Below are 18,602 nucleotides of genomic sequence, written 5' to 3' on the forward strand. Positions count from 1 at the left end.
TGTTTCCTGTATCATGACAAGCTCTCCATGCTTATAATGCACTAACAGATGGGCATTCGCCCGGGCACAAGGGAGAGATGATGATGAAGGAGAACTGCAAAAGTTTTATCCGAGGCGCGTTGGCAGGCAGCATTGTTGGTTCGGTTGCTGCTTTGTTATTTGCCCCTAAGTCAGGTCGTGAGCTGCGTCAGAATATTACAGATCAGGCGCGCAACGTAAGTGATAAGGGACAGGAGCTAGCGGGGAAAATTTCAGACACCTCAATTGAGTATACTGACAAAATTAAGGAGACTGCCTCAGCCGTCATTCATGAAATTGGGCAATGGCGTAAAAAGGGTGAAATTATTCCTGAGGTTAGTATTTCATCAGCGACTGTTCAAGAAGAAACGGAAAAAGATGCTCTGTAACGGTCTGTAAAACGTAGGTGAAACACTGAATACAGTTTGAATTCGTGGCTTCTCCCGTTGGGGTGGAGCCTTTTTATTGATCACTTCCTCGTTTTAGGGTAATCTTTTGGGGTACCTTTTACACGAATACGACATAAGGTATGTAGCAACGGATAGCTTTCCGAGATGAAACAACTCATATTTGAACAAAAAAGGAAGCGGTGTGTACGTGCAGCAAGCGATTGCAATATTGGATTCCGGTGTAGGAGGTTTGACGGTTGTAAAAGAAGTCATGCGTCAGCTTCCACGGGAAAAAATCATTTATTTTGGAGACACTGCGCGCACTCCGTATGGCCCCCGACCATCGGAAGAGGTTAAAAAATTTACAGAGCAAATGGTTGATTTTCTGATTCAATTTGATCCGAAAGTCATTATTATTGCTTGTAACACGGCTACTGCCGCGGCATTGGACTATATAAGCCAAAAGGTATCCATTCCGGTGATCGGAGTCATCCACCCCGGGGCTCGTGCTGCGATTAGCGCGACTGCTACCGGGCATGTCGGGGTGATTGGGACTGTCGGTACGATTCGAAGCGGAGCGTATACAGCTGCGCTCAAGCAATTGTCTCCTTATGTAGACGTGGTGAGCCATGCTTGTCCTGCGCTTGTTCCATTGGTGGAACAAGGGTTATTCCGCTCCAAGATGACATCGCAGGTTGTGGAGGAGACATTGAGACCTATTCAAACGTATCCGATTGATTGTCTGATTCTTGGTTGTACGCATTATCCTTTTTTGAAGGAAACGATTCAAGAAGTCATGGGGCCTGCAGTAAAGCTCATTAGCTCGGCAGATGAAACGGCGCGTGAGACGAGTACTATTTTGTATAACAAAGGCAAGTTGGAAGCTGGGGACGAAACGCCGGTACATCAGCTTTTTTGTTCCGGCGATCCTGAATTGTTCCAGCGCATTGCCGCACAGTGGCTCGGGGAGCAAATTCGCCAAACGCCTGTCGTCTGGCAAGTCACCAATTTGGATTAACGAGACAGCCGACTTTTTTTGTCATTGGACAAAAGAAGTCGGTTGTTTTGCTTTTCGCTACATCAAGACACGCCGCGTCTGCATAACATGCAGTAAGGCAGATGGAAGGGGCGTAGTAAGATGAGGGAATATATCGTTCAAAAAGGAGATACATTGCACCGGGTCGCCTCGGCTTTTAAACTATCGGTGGATACTTTGATCGTAGATAATCCGTGGGCCGCCACGCAACCCTACCTGATTAGTGGTCAAGTGTTATATATTCGTCCGTCTACGGATCGTAAATACGTTATTCAGCCTGGTGAGTATGCAAGACAGATTGCCAAGCAGTTTGGTGTGGAGCTTGATGAGTTACGGCTAGCCAATCCAGGACTTGCGGAGCATGATTTTACGGAAGGAAAAACAATTGTTATTCCTGAAGACCATCAGGATCAGATTGTACGATTACGTGGAGAGTATGGATATGAAGATTTAAAGGAAGACCTAGCGACCTTGGCCCGCAGATATCCGTTTATTGAAGTTGGCAGCATTGGCACCAGTGTCATGGGGAAGGATATTCCTTATGTACGTATTGGGCAGGGAGCGCGTAAAATTCATGCCAATGCTTCTGTTCATGCTAATGAATGGCTGACGACGCCTTGTTTGCTGCGTTTTATAGAGCAATATGCACAAGGGATCGATGGGACTGAAGAACATATAGGGACCTCTCAATGGGTGTATGGAGGTTCTCCGCAGGATTTGCTGGAGCATACATCCCTATGGGTGGTTCCGATGGTCAACCCGGATGGAGTAGAGCTGGTGCAACAAGGTGTACTCCCAACTCATCCGTTGTATCATGACCTCAAAAAGTGGAATGAAGGACGTGCTGATTATCGCGGTTGGAAGGCCAATATTCGTGGTGTCGATCTCAACGATCAATTTCCGGCATATTGGGAAGAAGAGGTACGCAGACGCGGTAAAATAGGTCCGTCTCGACGAGACTATGCAGGACCTGCACCTTTGTCTGAACCAGAGTCCAAGGCGCTTGCCGATCTGACGGAGCGCGAACAGTTCGACATGGTGTTATCCATACACAGTCAGGGACAGGAGATCTATTGGAATTATCGGGATCTAGAGCCTAAGGAGAGCCGAGATTGGGCCTTACGGCTAGCTGCCGCAACAGGGTACCGGGCGGTAAAGCTGGGTGGGAGCGATGCAGGGTACAAGGATTGGTTTATACAGCGATTTGGTAAACCAGGGTTTACCGTTGAAGTCGGTCTAGGTGTAAATCCGCTGCCCATGCGTGATTACGATGATATTGCAGCAGAAGTGGGCATGTTAATGGCAACAGTGCTGTCATGGTGAAAAATTCGGCCTACTGAAACGTATCGAATCATTTGCGCGTATTAGGAGGAACACGTTTTTTTATAAGTGTTCCTCTTTACATGTCCCTTCAATGGGGTATATATACTTAGGAGCATTGGAAATGGAGTGAACAACCTATGAAGTGGAAAAGATTACTATCTCTCCGTCAATGGTCACATGTATTTCGTCGTATGCCCCGATTTATTACTTCATCAAGGATTCCGCTGGGAGAAAAATTACTCTTTGCGGTGCCTGTGTTGCTCTATTGGGTATTACCTGATGTCATGCCATTTATGCCCATCGACGATATTGGTGTGACTCTATTGCTTATGAATTGGTTTGTCACCCGTGCCGAACGAAAATATCCAGATGTGCTTGAAAAGCAGCATGTGCGTGTTCGGTAGATAAGCTTATGAATTTCGTGATTGCGATTTTTCACGATTTTCTTTACAATAGGAATATTGCCTTTTGCTATGCTGAATATAATTGTGATCTATTGGCTCATGATGATGTTTCAGACGCAGCTATGCTGCCATAGTACCTCTTTCCCTCTGGGATAGAGGCTAATTATTTGAGTTGTTGATTTTACCCGCTAGGTTGTGTGGTGTGGATATGTATCCAATGAACCACATTTCATTTAATGAATATGAAGGAGATGAAGTTTGATGAACTGCAAAATCACTCGTAACGCAGCTAAAGTATTGAAACTTGAACTGGATAAGGAAGAGAACCAAGGGAAGAGCCTGCGCGTTGTTATTACTCATGCTCATGGAGATCATGCTCATTACGGGCTGGATTTGGACACGCCTAAAGAAACAGATACTGTCGTATCTACAGATAAAGGCATTGACGTAATTTTGGAAAACGGCCAGCCGCTGCTGGATGGTGTAAAAATTGATTACTTGTACTTCCCCGAAGAAGGATTTGTCATTACTAACCCTTCCCAAGGTAATCACGGCGACCACTAAGCCGGAGCTCGGAGGGATGACAGATGGCCAATGATATTCGCGTATGTGATGAATGCAATCATATCCGCTTGAAAACGATCTTGCCCAAGTTGCAAAAGATGGCACCGGATGCCGAGATCAAAATCGGCTGCAAATCGTATTGCGGTCCTTGTGGGAAACGAGCGTTTGTATATGTGAACGGACGTTATGTGAGTGCGGCCACAGAGGATGAAGTATTGGAGAAGGCTGCGCGCTTTATCAAATAGTTCCAGTACGCCAGCATTCGCAATTTTTGAATAGTTCCCCTTCTTCTGATCCATGCTAATGGATGTAGACCACTGCCCAGAAGGAGGAGTGACACATGGCCCAATATGATTCTAATCTCGACAATCACAGTGTTGAGGCTCAAACACAAAACTCGGTGGACAGGCTCCACAATGCCGTCTCTCAGGCATTGTCACATCCGGCTGAGCAACTGATTGAGCAGGCGGAGCAATCTCGCACTCATGCTGAACATGCCATACAGCAGGCAAAGGATAGCCTTGGTGACGACTCAGTAGAAGTTGCGGAGGACATGCTTGGTGAAGAGGTACAACGGCTTGAACAAGCTAAAAAAACGTTGCGTTCCTAGCGCAGTCGAGTGACAATCCATATAAAAAAGCACGATCCACAGCACTTACAAGCTGATGGATCGTGCTTTTTTGTTATATACAGGGCAGTTATGCGATCAACATCCTTCAAGGAGTCCGGGGAGGATGCTATGTTAGCAACCTCCTACAGAAAGTCTATTAGATAAAGAAGGAGTTACTTCTTTGTTTGTGGTTCCCATTCGCGAATAAGATCGTAAGTGATAACCTGATCGGATATGTTCAACCGATTGAGAGCTTCGGTATATCCCGGTCCGCAGGCGTTAACATCTGTAGGCTGGCCTGTACTCAGGTTGTAACAGGTCCCTTTGGAAAATGTACCGTCCTCAGATGGAATGTAGTACACTCGTCCATCTGTGAAAGCACCAGTACGCAGTACAACCATACGAGGCTTCCCGCTAAACAGATCGTTTCCCATAAAATGATATGGTTTTGTAGAAATCCCAAGTAGGTGCATTACGGAAGGCGTCAGATCCAACTGACCTGCCGGTTCCGTATACGTGCCCGCCTGACTTCCGTCAGGAAGATGCACAAGCAATGGCACCTGATTCATGATTTTCTGCATGTCCAGATCCGTAAGTGGCTTGCCTAAAAACTTCTCATACAGTGCTTTGTCTTTAATAGAATTGTCATGATCCCCATAAAACATCAGGATCGTATCATCCCACAGTCCGTCTTTCTTCATCTGATCTACCAATTCGCCCAGTGCTTCATCTACATAATGGACAGATTTCAGATAGTCTCCGAACATGGTACCTTCAAACTCGCCAACGTCCAAATCTACCGCGTCAGGTGACAGGTTGTACGGATGATGGCTGGAGATACCGACCATATAGGCGTAGAACGGCTGCTTAACTTCGGTGGTGAGATCATTGAGCGTTTGACGGAAAAAGGATTTATCTCCCAGGGACCAACCCAGTGGCTCATCTATTTTAAAATCTTTTTTACTGTAGAACTTGTCATAGTTCATTGCCTTATACATGGTGTAGCGGTTCCAGAAGCTGCTGTCGTACACGTGAAACGCATTGGGACTATACCCAGTATCCTTCAAAATGGAAGGTAACGTATCGAATTTATGGTCCGCATAACGGATAAATACCGAGCCAGTAGGGAGCGGATGCAGCGAAGCATGTGTAGAGAAGTCCGCGTCCGAAGTACGACCCTGCGCAGTCTGGTGAAAATAATTATTAAAATACATGCTTTCCTTCGTCAGTTTGTCAAAGTTAGGCGTAATCGCTTGACCGTTGATCTGTTTGCCGATAAAAAAGTTCATGAACGCTTCAGCTTGAATGACCATCACGTTTTTGCCCTTATACTTGCCAGATAGATCATTTTTAACCTGAAGCAACTTCTGGTGCTGATTAAACCATTCCTTATCCTTATCGGATTCTGCTTGAGCCAATGTTGGCTGGGGACCAAGATGATCCTGACCATAACGGTAGATGTCATATCCATGAAATCCGATCAATCCGGTTACGTTGTACAAGGCCATCGACCACCAGTTGCCGACAAATATGCCAGTTGCCCACGTGGAGGTATAATATTTGATCGGCCCAAATGTCAATACATAGCCAATCAGGAAGGCCAATGCTCCTTTGGAGAAGCGAAGCAGGAACCTCTTTGTGAACGAGCTTCGGGAAGCTTCTAAATAAGTATCATTCGTTGTAAGTCGACGTCGTAAGGAAGCCACAAATATGGCATACGGAATGAATAGAATCCAGTCTGCAAAAAAGAAAAGGTCCCACCAGTACATAAGGGATGCGATACTTCCGCCCAGAGAATCAACTTGTCCGGCTTGAAGTAAGACGGGAATCGTAATGAAATCCTGGAAATACCGATAATAAACCATGTCGGAATAAATGAGCGCGGTGAGCAAAACATCGAGCACCACAAGAGCAATCAAACGTCCGCGACGTGGCAGCCATAAGGTCCAGAAGCTCACAAGTAAAAGCGAACCAATAGCGATGACATAATCCAGCGGATTCATGTCAATATTTTGGGCATGCAAGTTATAGTGAATCAGTACGAGCTTGCCGATCATAAGTACAAAAAACAGACCTAATCCAAAATATCGAGACAGCAGCATTCTGCTGAACGTGTTACCAGTGCGACTTGCACTGGACGTGCGAATAACCAACACTTTACCCCCTCCGGCAGAAATGTTCGGCTAGTATAAACTATATATTAACGTAATGTTAAAACCGAAATGCCTTTAATTATTATAGCGCTCATCTCGCGCATTTCAATGATTAAGTAAAGAAAATACAGCACAAATTAGGCCAGAAGAACGAACAGAGGGTTCGTTTCCTGGCCTAAACTTCATCATATTTAAGGCTGCAACGGCGAAGTATCTTTGCGGCGCGGAGGCAGAGGGCCCAGATACTGATAGTATTGGCATTCGATCCGGCCGTTAAACAACTTCCGGCGCTTGTCTGCTTTACGGCCCCAATAATGCTCAAATTGCTTGGTGGAGCTGATGGCAAAGAAGGACCAAGTCTTCATCTCGGCTGCCGTGCGTGCGAGTGAACGGATCAGCTTTTCCACCTCGGATTGCTCGCTCAGTCTCTCGCCATAAGGTGGGTTTGTAATCATCACACCATATTGTCCTTCGAGTCTGACTTTAGTTACAGGCATTATCTTAAGAGGGATGTCTTTAGCAAAGCCTGCTGCTTTTACAGCTGCCTCAGCAACTTGTATGGCATTTGGATCGATATCGCTACCTGCAATCTCAAAAGGAATGTCATCGCGGGTCAAATCCATCGCTTCGTCGCGAGCCTGATCCCATAATTCTCTGCCAATGACAGGCCAGTCTTCCGAGTTAAAGGTACGTCTCAGGCCTGGCGCAATGTTCCAGGCTTGCATGGCAGCTTCGACCAACAAAGTACCGGAACCGCAGCATGGGTCATAGAATGGTCGGTCAGGGCTCCAGCGACTAAGCTGAATAAGAGCAGAAGCCATTGTTTCTTTGAGAGGCGCCTCTGTAACGAGCTTACGGTAGCCGCGTTTGTGCAGTCCTGGACCGGTCGTATCAAGTGTCAGCAACGCACGATCATTCAATAGAATAACCTCAATGACGTAACGAGGGCCATCTTCAGCAAACCAATCTGTGTGGTAGGTTTCCTTGAGCTTCTCTACAATCGCCTTCTTGACGATTCCCTGACTGGCTGGTACGCTACTAAGCTGTGATTTGTGCGAACGTCCCTCTACGGGAAATTCACCATCTACAGGAATCCAATCCTGCCAAGGCAATGCTTTGGTACCCTCGAACAGCTCGTCGAAGGTAGTTGCAGCAAATTCACCCATTTTTATAAGCACGCGGTCTGATGTGCGAAGCCACAGGTTACACCGGCATATATCCATATAATCTCCGGTAAAAACGACGCGGCCATTTTCAACGGTCAGATCTTCGTATCCGAGTTCTCTGAGTTCCCGGGCCACGACGGCTTCAAGTCCCATTGGCGCAGTTGCAATTAGTTGCAGTTGAGTCATTAAACGTATTCACTCCGTCCCCATAATCATGTAAGCTTGGTTCAATCCCTATAGTATAGGTCATTGTACTCGAAGAGACAAATCATTAAGGTAAAAAATTTACGAAGGACACCACGTCCAACCTGCGCTATGATTAAGCAAGAAGGAGAGATGAACCGTGGAAATTACACCAAATATGACGCCTGAACAATATGTAGACCAGCTGGTACAAGAAGATGAAGCACTGCGCAGTATTAGGGAGGCTATCGTTAAAGAAGGTATGCCAGAAGTATCCGTTGCTCATCCTTACGGAAAACTGTTGACCTTTCTAATTGAAGTATCTGGCGCACAGCATGTACTGGAAATCGGCGCATTAGGCGGCTACAGTGGATTATGTCTGGCCCGTGGGCTAGGAGAAAAGGGCCGCATTGTGTCACTTGAGCTGAAAGAAGCGTACGCAGCGCTGGCACATCGACATATGGAAAACAACGGCTACGGTGACCGTGTCGAATACCGTATCGGACCCGCAGCGGATAGCTTGAAGGAACTTCAGGAAGAGGGAAGAACTTTCGATTTTTTCTTTATTGATGCAGATAAGGAAAATTACCCAGTGTATCTGGAATATGCGATTGCTCTGGCGAATCCGGGTGCCATTATTGCGGGAGACAACTGTTTCCTTCGCGGACGGACGCTGAATACGGATAAGAACGGCCCTGCCGTCCAGGCCGTGAGACGTTTTAACGAAACGATAGCAACAGATCCGCGGCTGGTCAGCACGCTTTTGCCAGCGTACGATGGATTGGCGCTAGCTCGAGTTAAATAGCGTTTACTCCCTATGTATGGCTATACAAAAAAAGAACCTCTTGTCCACGGCGGCGTGGACAAGAGGTTCTTATCTGTTAAGGCAGGCTTGTCTTACCTGGAGGTTATCTTACCTAAAATCAGGTGTAGCCTTACGATCAAAAAGCTTCATGCGTACCCAGAATATGTTGACGATTAACAGGACACCTGACATGATAAACAGTCCTTCGATGCCGATAAACCCGGATAGCACCCCGCCAATGACAGCACCCAGCATATTTCCGAGCGCTAGCGAACTGGTATTGAAGCCGAAAGAACGGCTTTCCATTCCTTCCGGTGTATACGTGCGAATCAACGCATTTACGCTTGGTAGCAGACCGCCCATAAATACACCCATGAAAAAACGGATAATGACAAGTTGCCATACTTCATTGACAAAAGCCTGTGGAATGAGCATAACCGCCGTTCCGAGCAGTGCAATGGTCAAGATCTTGTGCGCCCCTATCTTGTCACTCAATCTTCCAAGGAGCGGTGCAGCAACCATATTGGATACGCCTGTAATAGCCGTAACGAATCCGGCAATCAGCGCAATTCCTTCTGCCGATCCATACAGCTTTTGCACATACAACGGCAGCAGAGATACCGTACTGATCATGGCAAACTGGAGCAGAAACGTTACGGTGAACAAAGCCGGAAGCTGGGGCGTATGGCTTAGCTCCTTTAATCCGGCAAGAACCGAAATTTGCGGTATGCGTGCAGCTTCCGTTTTGCTGAAATTTTCTTTAACCAGAAACATTGCGATAAGCGAGGCTATAAAAATTAGAGCGCCTGTAATATAGAAGATCGGTCTGAATCCGACCCAGTCAGCCAAAAATCCGCCTAGCAGAGGGCCGAGAATCGTGCCAGCCATCTGACCGGATTGCATAATCCCCATAGCGAATCCGGTTCGCTCTTTGGGAGTGGTACCCGACACTAGGGAAATCGATGCCGGATTGAAACCCGAAATCGTACCGTTCAGCAGGCGAAGCGCCAGCAGTTGCCACGGGTGGGTGACCAAACCCATACATCCGATGACCAAAGCCATACCAAAGCCTGAGCGAAGCAGCATGACTTTACGTCCATATCGGTCAGCCAGCTTGCCCCACAAAGGCTGGAACATAAATGAGGTCAAAAAGTTAGCGGCAAAAATAACTCCGGCCCATAGACCAATATCGTGCTCTCCCTTCACATGAAGGTCCTGAGCCAGATACAGGGCGAGGAACGGAGTAATCATCGTAATACCCGCATTGACCAGAAACTGACCGAACCAAAGCACAATGAGATTGATTTTCCACGTCTCCCACGTTTTCAATGTGCTTTCACTTCCTTTCTGCCCATTCTCATCCTGTTGTAAATCCTACTTATCAAAGCATAACTTCTCCGGAGCTTTAAAAAAGCCATTTCTCTAGTATAGCACACTTCATTGAAACTTTATCCAAATGTCATGGGTTTGTCATGGTTTGTTCGAGAGCTGCGGTTGTTACGACTCTTGAAAAAGGGCATAATAAAATATAGTATTTATGATTCGAACTGGAGGCTGAAGTCATGACCTACAATGATACTTTTATCCGCGCTTGCCGCAAGCAAGCTGTGGATCATATTCCCGTATGGTACATGCGGCAGGCTGGAAGGTATGACCCTGAGTATCGCAAAATTAAAGAAAAATACACGTTGCTTGAAATATGCCGCCAGCCCGAGTTGGCCGCAGAAGTGACTTTGATGCCCGTGCGCAAGCTTGGGGTGGACGCTGCAATTTTATATTCTGATATTATGAATCCGGTAGCCTCGCTAGGGGTTGATTTTGATATTGTCAAAAATATTGGCCCGGTTATTGATAATCCGATCCGGTCAGCTGCAGACGTAGATAAGTTGCGTCCAATTGATGTGGAACGCGATTTGGGTCATATTTTGGAAACGATCCGTATTTTGGACCGTGAACTAAACGTGCCATTGATTACGTTCGCTGGAGCACCTTTTACTATTGCAAGCTATTTAATAGAAGGAAGACCCTCCAAAGGATATATTCGCACCAAAGCGATGATGTATGGAGAGCCTGAGCTGTGGCATCGCCTGATGGATAAGCTAGGGGACATGGTTATTACATACGTGCGAGCCCATATCGCTAATGGCGGTAAGGCTTTTCAATTGTTTGATAGTTGGGTAGGTGCGCTCTCGCCTTATGATTTTCAAACTTTTGTGTTGCCGACTATTACACGTATTTTCCATGAACTATCTGATCTGGATGTACCTAAAATTTATTTCCCGGGCGTAAGCTCTGGTGAATTGCTCCCACACTTGAATGGGTTAAAAGCCGATGTGATTGGACTGGACTGGCGGGTAAGTATACCTGAAGGACGTCGTCGCTTGGGGAACGGTTTTGGTGTACAGGGAAATCTGGATCCTTATGTGCTTACTGCGCCAATCGATGTTATCAAGCAGTATGCGAAAACCATTGTAGATGAAGGCATCTTGGAGCCAGGTTACATTTTCAATCTCGGTCACGGTTTATTTCCTGAGGCCTCGCTAGATAAGCTAAGAGAGCTTACTAATTATGTACATGAGTATTCCCGCTCGGTTTTGTCAAAAAATGAATACATTAGAAATGTTAAGAGGTGATCTGCTAATGAAAACCAAAGTGGGTGTACTGGTCATGTCCTACGGGACGCCGGAGAGTCTGGATCAGGTGGAAGCCTATTATACACATATTCGTCGCGGTAATGCTCCCTCGCCGGAGCAGTTAAAGGAATTAAAGGATCGTTATGAAGCTATTGTGGGCGGTGTGTTTCCGTTGCGGCAGAATACGGATCGGCAGGTTCAAAACCTGCAGGAAACCTTAAATCGGGAAAATCGCAATCCTGACATTGAATTTGTCTGTTATCAGGGACTCAAACATGCCAAACCGTTTATTGAGGACGGTGTGGAAGCCATGGTGCAAGATGGCATTCGTGCAGCGGTGGGTGTCGTGCTGGCTCCACATTATTCCGTTATGAGTGTAGGCACTTATATTAAGCGCGCACAGGCTAAGGCACAGGAACTGGATCTGGCCATATCATTTGTGGAGAGCTATTATCTTCATCCAAAGCTGATTAAGACGCTGACTGAACGTGTAAACGCCAAACTGGCCCTTTTTGAAGAAGCTGGAGCCAAGCGGGATGAGGTTCGTGTTCTGTTTAGTGCGCACAGCTTGCCTGAACGGATTTTGGCTATGGGTGATCCTTATGTTGAGCAATTAATGGCTACATCGCAGGCTGTTGCGGACAAGGTGGGAATTACCAACTGGCAGTTTACGTGGCAAAGCGCCGGTCGTACAGCAGAGCCATGGCTGGGGCCAGACATTTTGGATACCATGCACAGTCTTAAAGAGGAGCAAGTGGAGTATGTGCTGGCTGCGCCAGTTGGCTTTGTTTCTGATCACTTAGAGGTGTTATACGATCTGGATATCGAAGCACAGGCGTTGGCGAAGGAATTGGATATGCGTTTTCAGCGTATTGATTCACTCAACAGTGATCCACTGTATATGGAGACACTTAGTGATGTCATCATAGACCAATGGAAAAAGGGATGAGGACATAATGGAGCAAAAGTTACGTAATATTGTAATTGTAGGCGGAGGCTTGACCGGTCTTAGCACTGCTTTTTATACACGAAAAATGTACAAAGAAGCTGGCTATACACCTCGAATTACGCTGGTGGAGAAAGCTTCCGTGCTGGGCGGGAAAATTGAAACGCTGCATAAAGATGGTTTTGTAATTGAAAAGGGGCCAGATTCCTTTCTGATCCGTAAAACGGCCATGATAGACCTGGCAAAAGAGCTGGAGTTGGATCATGAGCTGGTGAGCACAAATCCTGAGGCTAAAAAGACATACATTTTGCATGAAGGACAGCTTCATCCGATGCCTCCTGGGCTGGTGCTGGGGATTCCAACAGAGCTGAAACCCTTTTTGCGCAGCGGCTTGATCTCTCTAGGCGGGAAAATACGGGCTATGATGGATTTTGTCATTCCGCCTCGCCGTGTACCGGGAGATGAGGCATTGGGTGATTTTATTGAACGCCGACTGGGCAAAGAAGTGCTGGAAAATGTAACCGAGCCACTGCTGGCGGGGATTTATGCTGCCAACATGAAGACACTAAGTTTGCAGGCGACCTTCCCACAATTTGCTGAGGTAGAGCAACAATACGGAAGCCTCATTCACGGGATGATGACAGGCCGAAAACCAGCTGAAACACATACGGGTACGAAAAAAAGCGCCTTTTTGACCTTCCGTCAAGGCTTGCAAAGTTTGGTGCATGCGTTGCTGAATGATTTGTATGACTGTGATTTACGCACCGGAATTGCTGTTACAGAATTCGCAAAGACAACGGATAGTGGAGACAGCCCATATCGCGTTATGCTGGACAATGGAGAGACGCTAGAGGCAGATGATATTTTTGTAACGACTCCCAACTTTGCTGCTGCGCCGCTATTGCGAGATCATGTCAATGTGGCTGCACTGGAAGCCGTTAATTACGTCTCCGTAGCAAACGTGGTCATGGCCTTCGATAAAACAGATATTGAGAATGTCTTTGACGGTTCTGGTTTTCTGGTCCCTCGCAAAGAAGGACGCAGCGTGACCGCTTGTACATGGACGTCTGCCAAGTGGCTACATACTAGCCCGGATGATAAGGTGCTGTTGCGCTGTTACGTAGGGCGAGCAGGAGCTGAAGAAACTGTAGAGTTACCGGATGATGAGCTGATTGCACTGGTACGTAAGGATTTGAAAGAGATGATGGGAGTTACAGCAACTCCGTTGTTCACGGAAATTACACGTCTTCGCAATTCCATGCCGCAATATCCGGTAGGGCACCCGCAGGCTATAGCTGATTTGCGGGAAGATTTACGCACTGCCATGCCGGGAGTGTATGTGTTGGGTGCTGGCTATGATGCGATTGGTTTGCCGGATTGCATCCGTCAGGCTAAGGAATGGGCCTCCCATGCCGTCCAAACGACACAGCAGGAAGCGGTCAAGGTACAGGTGTAAATGTTCAATGATGAACCCTTCGCGATGCAGGCGAGGGGTTCTATTTATATTGAAATTTGATATATAATGGAGAAGGTGTAAAATTCGCCAGCTAATAATGAAGTTATGCATATGCAATAGCATAGAAGGAGTGAAGAATGTACCCTCCCAGATCACAGAGAAATGAAGGTCGCAAGAAAGCAAGAAAACCAAAAATAGGCAAGGCTTGGATCATTACGAATCTGGTCCTGCTGCTTATGATCGTAGGTCTTTTCGGTTATTATTACATATTTGAACACGACAACAGTGGATCTCTTGCGGAAAATGCAGGGTATTCGCAAACGGAGAAGAAAATCCAAACGGAATCTGCTAGTGAAGAGCGACCTACTCCCTCGGTCAGTGAAAATGTTACAGACTCGTCAAATAAACAGCTGGACGAAGGCCCCCATGCAGATAAGCAATTTGCTGACGATGAAACGAAGCAATCTGCTGCTTCAGACACAAGCCATCGTCCCGCGGCAACGTCTGACACAAATGCTCCCGAAGGCAGCTCTTCAGGAGCAAAATTATCCTCGGGGAAAGACGGGCAGGCAGGGAACGAAACGTCCAAGGATGTATACGACGGTAATCCATCCGCCGATAAGGGAGGAACGGAGGATGTAAAAAAATCCAAAACAGACGGTGCAGATTCTCCGACAGTCACGCTTCGCTTTGTAGGGGATGTGCAATTTTCCGGTAAAGTTGAGCAGCGATTGGAACAGAATGGGTTTGATTTTCCGTATCAATATCTCGGAAACTTGTTTCATAAAGACGATCTGACGATTGCCAATCTGGAAACGCCCGTGACAACGAATGGTGTGGGTGCGTTAAATAAAACGTATGTGTATAAATCTTCGCCCAAGGCGTTAACTGCGTTGGCTGCGGCAGGGATAGATGCTGTCAATTTGGCCAACAATCACATTTTGGATCAGGGCACAGGCGGATTACTGGATACACTGAAATATCTGGATGAAAAAGGTATTGCCCATGCTGGAGCCGGACGTAATGCAAAAGAAGCGTATGCGCCGCATTATTTTGAACGTAAAGGGATCAAAATTGCGTTATTAGGGACTACACGTGTCATGCCTGAAGCCAACTGGAATGCGGGCGCCAAACTGCCCGGTGTAGCAGGAGCCTATGATTCGACCGCTATCGTAAAGTCCATCCGTGAGGCACGAATGCAGGCCGATCTGGTGATTGTCATTGCCCATTGGGGGAAGGAGCGCGCTACTGCACTTGAGCCCCATCAGACCGAGTTATCGCACGCTTTTATTGATGCTGGAGCTGATCTTGTCATTGGCGGTCATCCACATGTGCTTCAAGGGATGGAGCAATATAAAGGTAAATGGATCGCATACAGCACAGGCAATTTTATTTTTTCTAAATCAACGGTGCCAGCCACTTGGGATACAGCGATATTTCAGGCAACCTGTACCCGAAAAGGGGCTTGCGAAATGAAGCTGACCCCTTACCGGGCGGAGCTGGGTCAACCGATCCCATTGAAGGATACGGAGGCCAGCAAAATTTTGCAGAGAGTGGCGGCACTGTCACCGGGAAATGTCTCGATAGGGACGGATGGTACAGTAAGCGCTCAATAGAAGTTCGAAAAGAAACTTTTTATATGGAAATTGACGGAATGATCGTATGAGGGACTCCTTTGTGGATGGAGGTCATAACAAGATGAATCATTTGTGCGTGGCTCACCGCGGTTTTTCGGGGATTGCTCCCGAGAACACGATGGCAGCCTTTAAGCTTGCGTTGGAGCAGCCGTTTGTACACTGGGTTGAGCTGGATGTACAGCTGTCAAAGGACGGTGTTCCGGTGGTAATTCATGATTTTACGCTGGAGCGAACGACGAATGGTACAGGGAAAGTAAAGGATTCAGACTGGAAAGCATTGCAACAACTTGATGCTGGTAGCTGGAAAAGTGCAGAATACCGTGGAGAAATGATCCCTTCCCTTGCACAGGTACTGGATTTATGTCGTGGCCGCGTATCACTCAATATTGAGCTTAAAACAGCGGGAGATATGTATCCGGGACTGGAGAAAGCCGTACTCCGTGAAATTGTGATAAGAGGGATGGAGGAAGAGGTGGTATTAACCTCTTTTGAGCGTGCCGCATTACGCCGGGCTAAGGAGCTGTCTCTTGAGATCCGTACCGGATTGATTATCGACGCACGTCCAGATGATTTGGCAAAGCAACTGGAGCAGCTACAATGCACTTTTTTATCCATGGGCTATCCGCGTTTGGATCGAAACCTGATGAAAGATCTCACTGGACGCGGTATTACTGTCATGGCGTGGACGGTGGATGACCGCCGTATAATGCGGAAATTGTCCTCATTGCATCCTGAATTGATGATTTGCACCAATTGGCCGGATCGCTGGGAGCAGGTTTTTTTGCTTTCCAAGCACCGGATGTGGCACTATATACGTAAACTTATTCGTTAATCAATTGGACTACATACGCGGGAAGGGTGACGGAACGTAATGAACGTGGAAATTCGTAATGTTTACTGTGTTGGGCGCAATTATAAGCTGCATGCGGAGGAGCTGGGTAATGAGGTTCCCGCAGAACCGATGATTTTTTTGAAGCCGTCTCATGCGGTTGTGCCGCTGGATGGCGCCACACTGGAGCTTCCTCAGGGGCAGGGAGATATTCATTTTGAGACTGAGCTGGTCGTGGCTGTAGGACGTAAATACGAACCAGGCATGTCCGCAGATACATGTCTGAACGCATTTGCATTCGGCATTGATTTTACCCTGCGTGATGTACAAAGTGTTCTCAAGAAAAAAGGCCATCCATGGACCGCCGCCAAAGGCTTTAAATCGTCTGCTCCCGTGACACCATTCCTGCCTTTAGAAAAATTGGACATGCTGGAGCAGCAGGATTTTTCCTTGATCAAAAATGGACAGGAAGTCCAGCGTGGACATGTTAAGGATATGATTTTTTCTATCCAGCACATCGTCGAATATATAGCGACTCATTATGGGCTGGGTGAAGGAGATATTATTTTTACAGGTACTCCAGCAGGAGTAGGGCCTACAGCAAGCGGGGATCGCTTTGAGCTTTTCTGGGGGAGTGATCGTCAGGGGAGCTTCACCATCGCATAAACTTGTGAACGGCATCTTGAAGAGGATTAAAAAAGGGAATGTTCTTGGTAGTTGGGAAATAAAGAGCGATTCCCTTAGAAAAGCATTGTGAAGGCCGTGTCCTGTGCCAAAGCATGGGACACGGCTTTTATATAAGTGTAGAGCATTGTACAATAATATACAGAACGAAAAAAGAAAAACGGAGATTCATTTCAAAAGCGGGGGTATATCATGGACTGGATCATCGGATTGCTTTGTGCTGCTGTGGTGGCGGGAGCTGCATTTTATAAAAAATCCTTAACCTTATCTGGCTTTGCCGCGGCTGTACTGATGGGAACCGTATATTATGGGGCGGGTAACCTGTTCTGGTTCGGCACATTGCTCTTGTTCTTTATCACGTCGACCCTCCTGTCGAGGTTCAAAAAGGAGCGCAAGGCTGAGCTGGAAAAATCGTATGCCAAAACCGGAAACCGGGATGCAGGCCAAGTATGGGCCAATGGGGGATTAGGTATGCTGTTATGCCTGGGCTATGCGATATGGCCTCATGTTACGTGGCAGCTGGCTTTTGTCGGTGTCATGGCTACGGTAACATCCGATACGTGGGCAACGGAATTCGGCAGCCTGAGTCGTAGGCCACCCCGTTCGGTGCTTAACGGGAAGGTGTTGGCACCCGGAACCTCAGGAGGAGTATCTGTATTGGGAACGGCTGCGGCCTTGGCTGGGGGTGTACTGATCGGCATAGGTGCATGGGGCTTTGGACACGCCATAGGAACGCCGAGCTTGCCGTTATGGCTGTGGGCACTGGTTGGAGGTATATCCGGTAGCGCCGGGGCCTTTGCTGATTCCTATCTAGGTGCTACGGTGCAAATGATGCGTTCCTGCACGGTTTGCGGACGGGAAGTAGAAGTAGACTCACATTGTGGACAAACGACGGTCTATGTACGAGGCTGGCGTTGGATGAGCAATGATCGAGTGAATAGCATTAGTTCTATTTTCGGAGGATTGGTCGCTCTTGCAGGTATTTTTTTTATACACTGAACACAGGGCTGGAGATCATTAAAAGGAAAAAAATTGTGTTAAGAATTGACCGTGTTTCAATCCTTGTATAAGGAGGTGCTAAGATGGGCGATATACACGGAGATAAATATGAAGCTATTTTGGACGCCGCTTACACCGTCTTTGGCACCAAAGGCTTTTATGAAAGCAAAATTTCCGAGATTGCAGAACAAGCGGGAGTTGCCAAAGGCACAGTATACTTGTACTTTAAAAGCAAAGAGCAGCTATTTACAGCAGTCACACGTAGAGATTGCGAGCGATACCTAGCCGAAATGCAAGGCGCATTAATCAATCGTACTTTGGGAGAAGGACTGCTGCGGATGGCAAATTTGCATCTGCACTACTATTTCAAGCGCAAGCAGCATACTAAATTATTTTTTATGACCCCCAACAGTGACCCCGATTTAATGGAGTTTATGTGGGGATTTATTCAGGACTATACTGATTTGGTCAAAAATAAACTGGCGTCAGAGGGTGTACAGCAGTCCGAGTTTCATGCGAAGGCATTCATTGGTATGTTGGAACGCCTAAAAATGGATATTTTATTGAATAAAGATTTCCGCGAATGTGACGTGGATCAGACGGCTGAATTAGTGGCGAACTTATTTATGCATGGCTGTAAAGCCGGGGTACAAAAATCCTGACATCTTGTTGCTAAAAAACCGTACTGACTTCGTTCAGGTAACGGTTTTTTTAATCATTGGCTGTGTCTGTGTTAAAATAAAAAGGATGCATCACAAAATTGGGGA

At 46.9% G+C, this 18,602-nt stretch carries 19 protein-coding genes; 16 read left to right on the plus strand and 3 right to left on the minus strand.

Translation table 11 applies throughout. From position 1 onward, the window contains the following. Positions 1 to 83 precede the first annotated feature (83 nt). The 7 genes from KAI36_RS08895 (at position 84) to KAI36_RS08925 (ending at position 4,344) form a co-directional block, all read left to right on the plus strand. Complete coding sequence (locus KAI36_RS08895) at positions 84 to 407, plus strand: YtxH domain-containing protein (protein ID WP_025722988.1); 324 nt, start codon at positions 84 to 86, stop codon at positions 405 to 407. Between the two features lie 208 nt (positions 408 to 615). Next, positions 616 to 1,425 carry a glutamate racemase gene (racE, locus tag KAI36_RS08900; protein WP_276572467.1) on the plus strand — a complete coding sequence of 270 codons (810 nt, stop codon included), beginning with the start codon at positions 616 to 618 and terminating at the stop codon, positions 1,423 to 1,425. Between the two features lie 120 nt (positions 1,426 to 1,545). Next, positions 1,546 to 2,766, plus strand: a complete 1,221-nt coding sequence (locus KAI36_RS08905) for a M14 family metallopeptidase (RefSeq protein WP_220027536.1) — start codon at positions 1,546 to 1,548, stop codon at positions 2,764 to 2,766. A gap of 137 nt (positions 2,767 to 2,903) precedes the next feature. Beyond that, complete coding sequence (locus tag KAI36_RS08910) at positions 2,904 to 3,170, plus strand: hypothetical protein (protein ID WP_023987991.1); 267 nt, start codon at positions 2,904 to 2,906, stop codon at positions 3,168 to 3,170. Positions 3,171 to 3,431: 261 nt separating this feature from the next. Continuing rightward, complete coding sequence (locus tag KAI36_RS08915) at positions 3,432 to 3,734, plus strand: iron-sulfur cluster assembly accessory protein (protein ID WP_013309686.1); 303 nt, start codon at positions 3,432 to 3,434, stop codon at positions 3,732 to 3,734. 23 nt (positions 3,735 to 3,757) lie between these two features. Beyond that, the gene (locus tag KAI36_RS08920; RefSeq protein ID WP_007429791.1) at positions 3,758 to 3,979 is read left to right on the plus strand and encodes a YuzB family protein; all 222 of its coding nucleotides are present in this window, start codon (positions 3,758 to 3,760) and stop codon (positions 3,977 to 3,979) included. 95 nt (positions 3,980 to 4,074) lie between these two features. Next, a complete protein-coding gene (locus KAI36_RS08925) occupies positions 4,075 to 4,344 on the plus strand; it encodes a hypothetical protein (RefSeq protein ID WP_023987992.1) in 270 nt (89 codons plus the stop codon). 173 nt (positions 4,345 to 4,517) lie between these two features. On the opposite strand, the gene KAI36_RS08930 is transcribed toward KAI36_RS08925, so the two are convergent. Then, positions 4,518 to 6,500 (minus strand): LTA synthase family protein, encoded by a 1,983-nt coding sequence (locus tag KAI36_RS08930; protein WP_220027537.1) that lies wholly within the window; start codon positions 6,498 to 6,500, stop codon positions 4,518 to 4,520. A gap of 188 nt (positions 6,501 to 6,688) precedes the next feature. Further along, positions 6,689 to 7,849, minus strand: a complete 1,161-nt coding sequence (locus KAI36_RS08935) for a THUMP domain-containing class I SAM-dependent RNA methyltransferase (RefSeq protein ID WP_220027538.1) — start codon at positions 7,847 to 7,849, stop codon at positions 6,689 to 6,691. Positions 7,850 to 8,006: 157 nt separating this feature from the next. Between KAI36_RS08935 and KAI36_RS08940 the strand changes: the two genes are divergently transcribed. Then, positions 8,007 to 8,651 (plus strand): O-methyltransferase, encoded by a 645-nt coding sequence (locus KAI36_RS08940; protein ID WP_023987995.1) that lies wholly within the window; start codon positions 8,007 to 8,009, stop codon positions 8,649 to 8,651. Between the two features lie 108 nt (positions 8,652 to 8,759). On the opposite strand, the gene KAI36_RS08945 is transcribed toward KAI36_RS08940, so the two are convergent. Continuing rightward, entirely contained in the window at positions 8,760 to 9,980 is a 1,221-nt protein-coding gene (locus KAI36_RS08945) for an MFS transporter (RefSeq protein WP_013309691.1), read from the minus strand. Between the two features lie 233 nt (positions 9,981 to 10,213). On the opposite strand from KAI36_RS08945, the gene hemE reads away from it, so the two are divergent. The 8 genes from hemE (at position 10,214) to KAI36_RS08985 (ending at position 18,497) form a co-directional block, all read left to right on the plus strand. Then, positions 10,214 to 11,284 carry a uroporphyrinogen decarboxylase gene (gene hemE, locus KAI36_RS08950; protein WP_023987997.1) on the plus strand — a complete coding sequence of 357 codons (1,071 nt, stop codon included), beginning with the start codon at positions 10,214 to 10,216 and terminating at the stop codon, positions 11,282 to 11,284. A 7-nt stretch (positions 11,285 to 11,291) separates the two neighbouring features. Further along, complete coding sequence (gene hemH / locus KAI36_RS08955; RefSeq protein ID WP_220027539.1) at positions 11,292 to 12,233, plus strand: ferrochelatase; 942 nt, start codon at positions 11,292 to 11,294, stop codon at positions 12,231 to 12,233. 7 nt (positions 12,234 to 12,240) lie between these two features. Further along, the gene (gene hemG / locus KAI36_RS08960; RefSeq protein ID WP_220027540.1) at positions 12,241 to 13,686 is read left to right on the plus strand and encodes a protoporphyrinogen oxidase; all 1,446 of its coding nucleotides are present in this window, start codon (positions 12,241 to 12,243) and stop codon (positions 13,684 to 13,686) included. Positions 13,687 to 13,823: 137 nt separating this feature from the next. Then, entirely contained in the window at positions 13,824 to 15,302 is a 1,479-nt protein-coding gene (locus KAI36_RS08965; protein WP_220027541.1) for a CapA family protein, read from the plus strand. An 82-nt stretch (positions 15,303 to 15,384) separates the two neighbouring features. Then, the gene (locus tag KAI36_RS08970; protein WP_220027542.1) at positions 15,385 to 16,155 is read left to right on the plus strand and encodes a glycerophosphodiester phosphodiesterase; all 771 of its coding nucleotides are present in this window, start codon (positions 15,385 to 15,387) and stop codon (positions 16,153 to 16,155) included. A gap of 39 nt (positions 16,156 to 16,194) precedes the next feature. Then, positions 16,195 to 16,818 (plus strand): fumarylacetoacetate hydrolase family protein, encoded by a 624-nt coding sequence (locus KAI36_RS08975; protein ID WP_071640237.1) that lies wholly within the window; start codon positions 16,195 to 16,197, stop codon positions 16,816 to 16,818. 210 nt (positions 16,819 to 17,028) lie between these two features. Then, positions 17,029 to 17,835 (plus strand): DUF92 domain-containing protein, encoded by an 807-nt coding sequence (locus KAI36_RS08980; protein ID WP_220027543.1) that lies wholly within the window; start codon positions 17,029 to 17,031, stop codon positions 17,833 to 17,835. 83 nt (positions 17,836 to 17,918) lie between these two features. Beyond that, positions 17,919 to 18,497, plus strand: a complete 579-nt coding sequence (locus tag KAI36_RS08985) for a TetR/AcrR family transcriptional regulator (protein ID WP_220027544.1) — start codon at positions 17,919 to 17,921, stop codon at positions 18,495 to 18,497. Positions 18,498 to 18,602: the final 105 nt, after the last annotated feature.

This window comes from Paenibacillus sp. S02 (assembly GCF_019454065.1).
GTDB classification, from domain to species: domain Bacteria; phylum Bacillota; class Bacilli; order Paenibacillales; family Paenibacillaceae; genus Paenibacillus; species Paenibacillus polymyxa_B.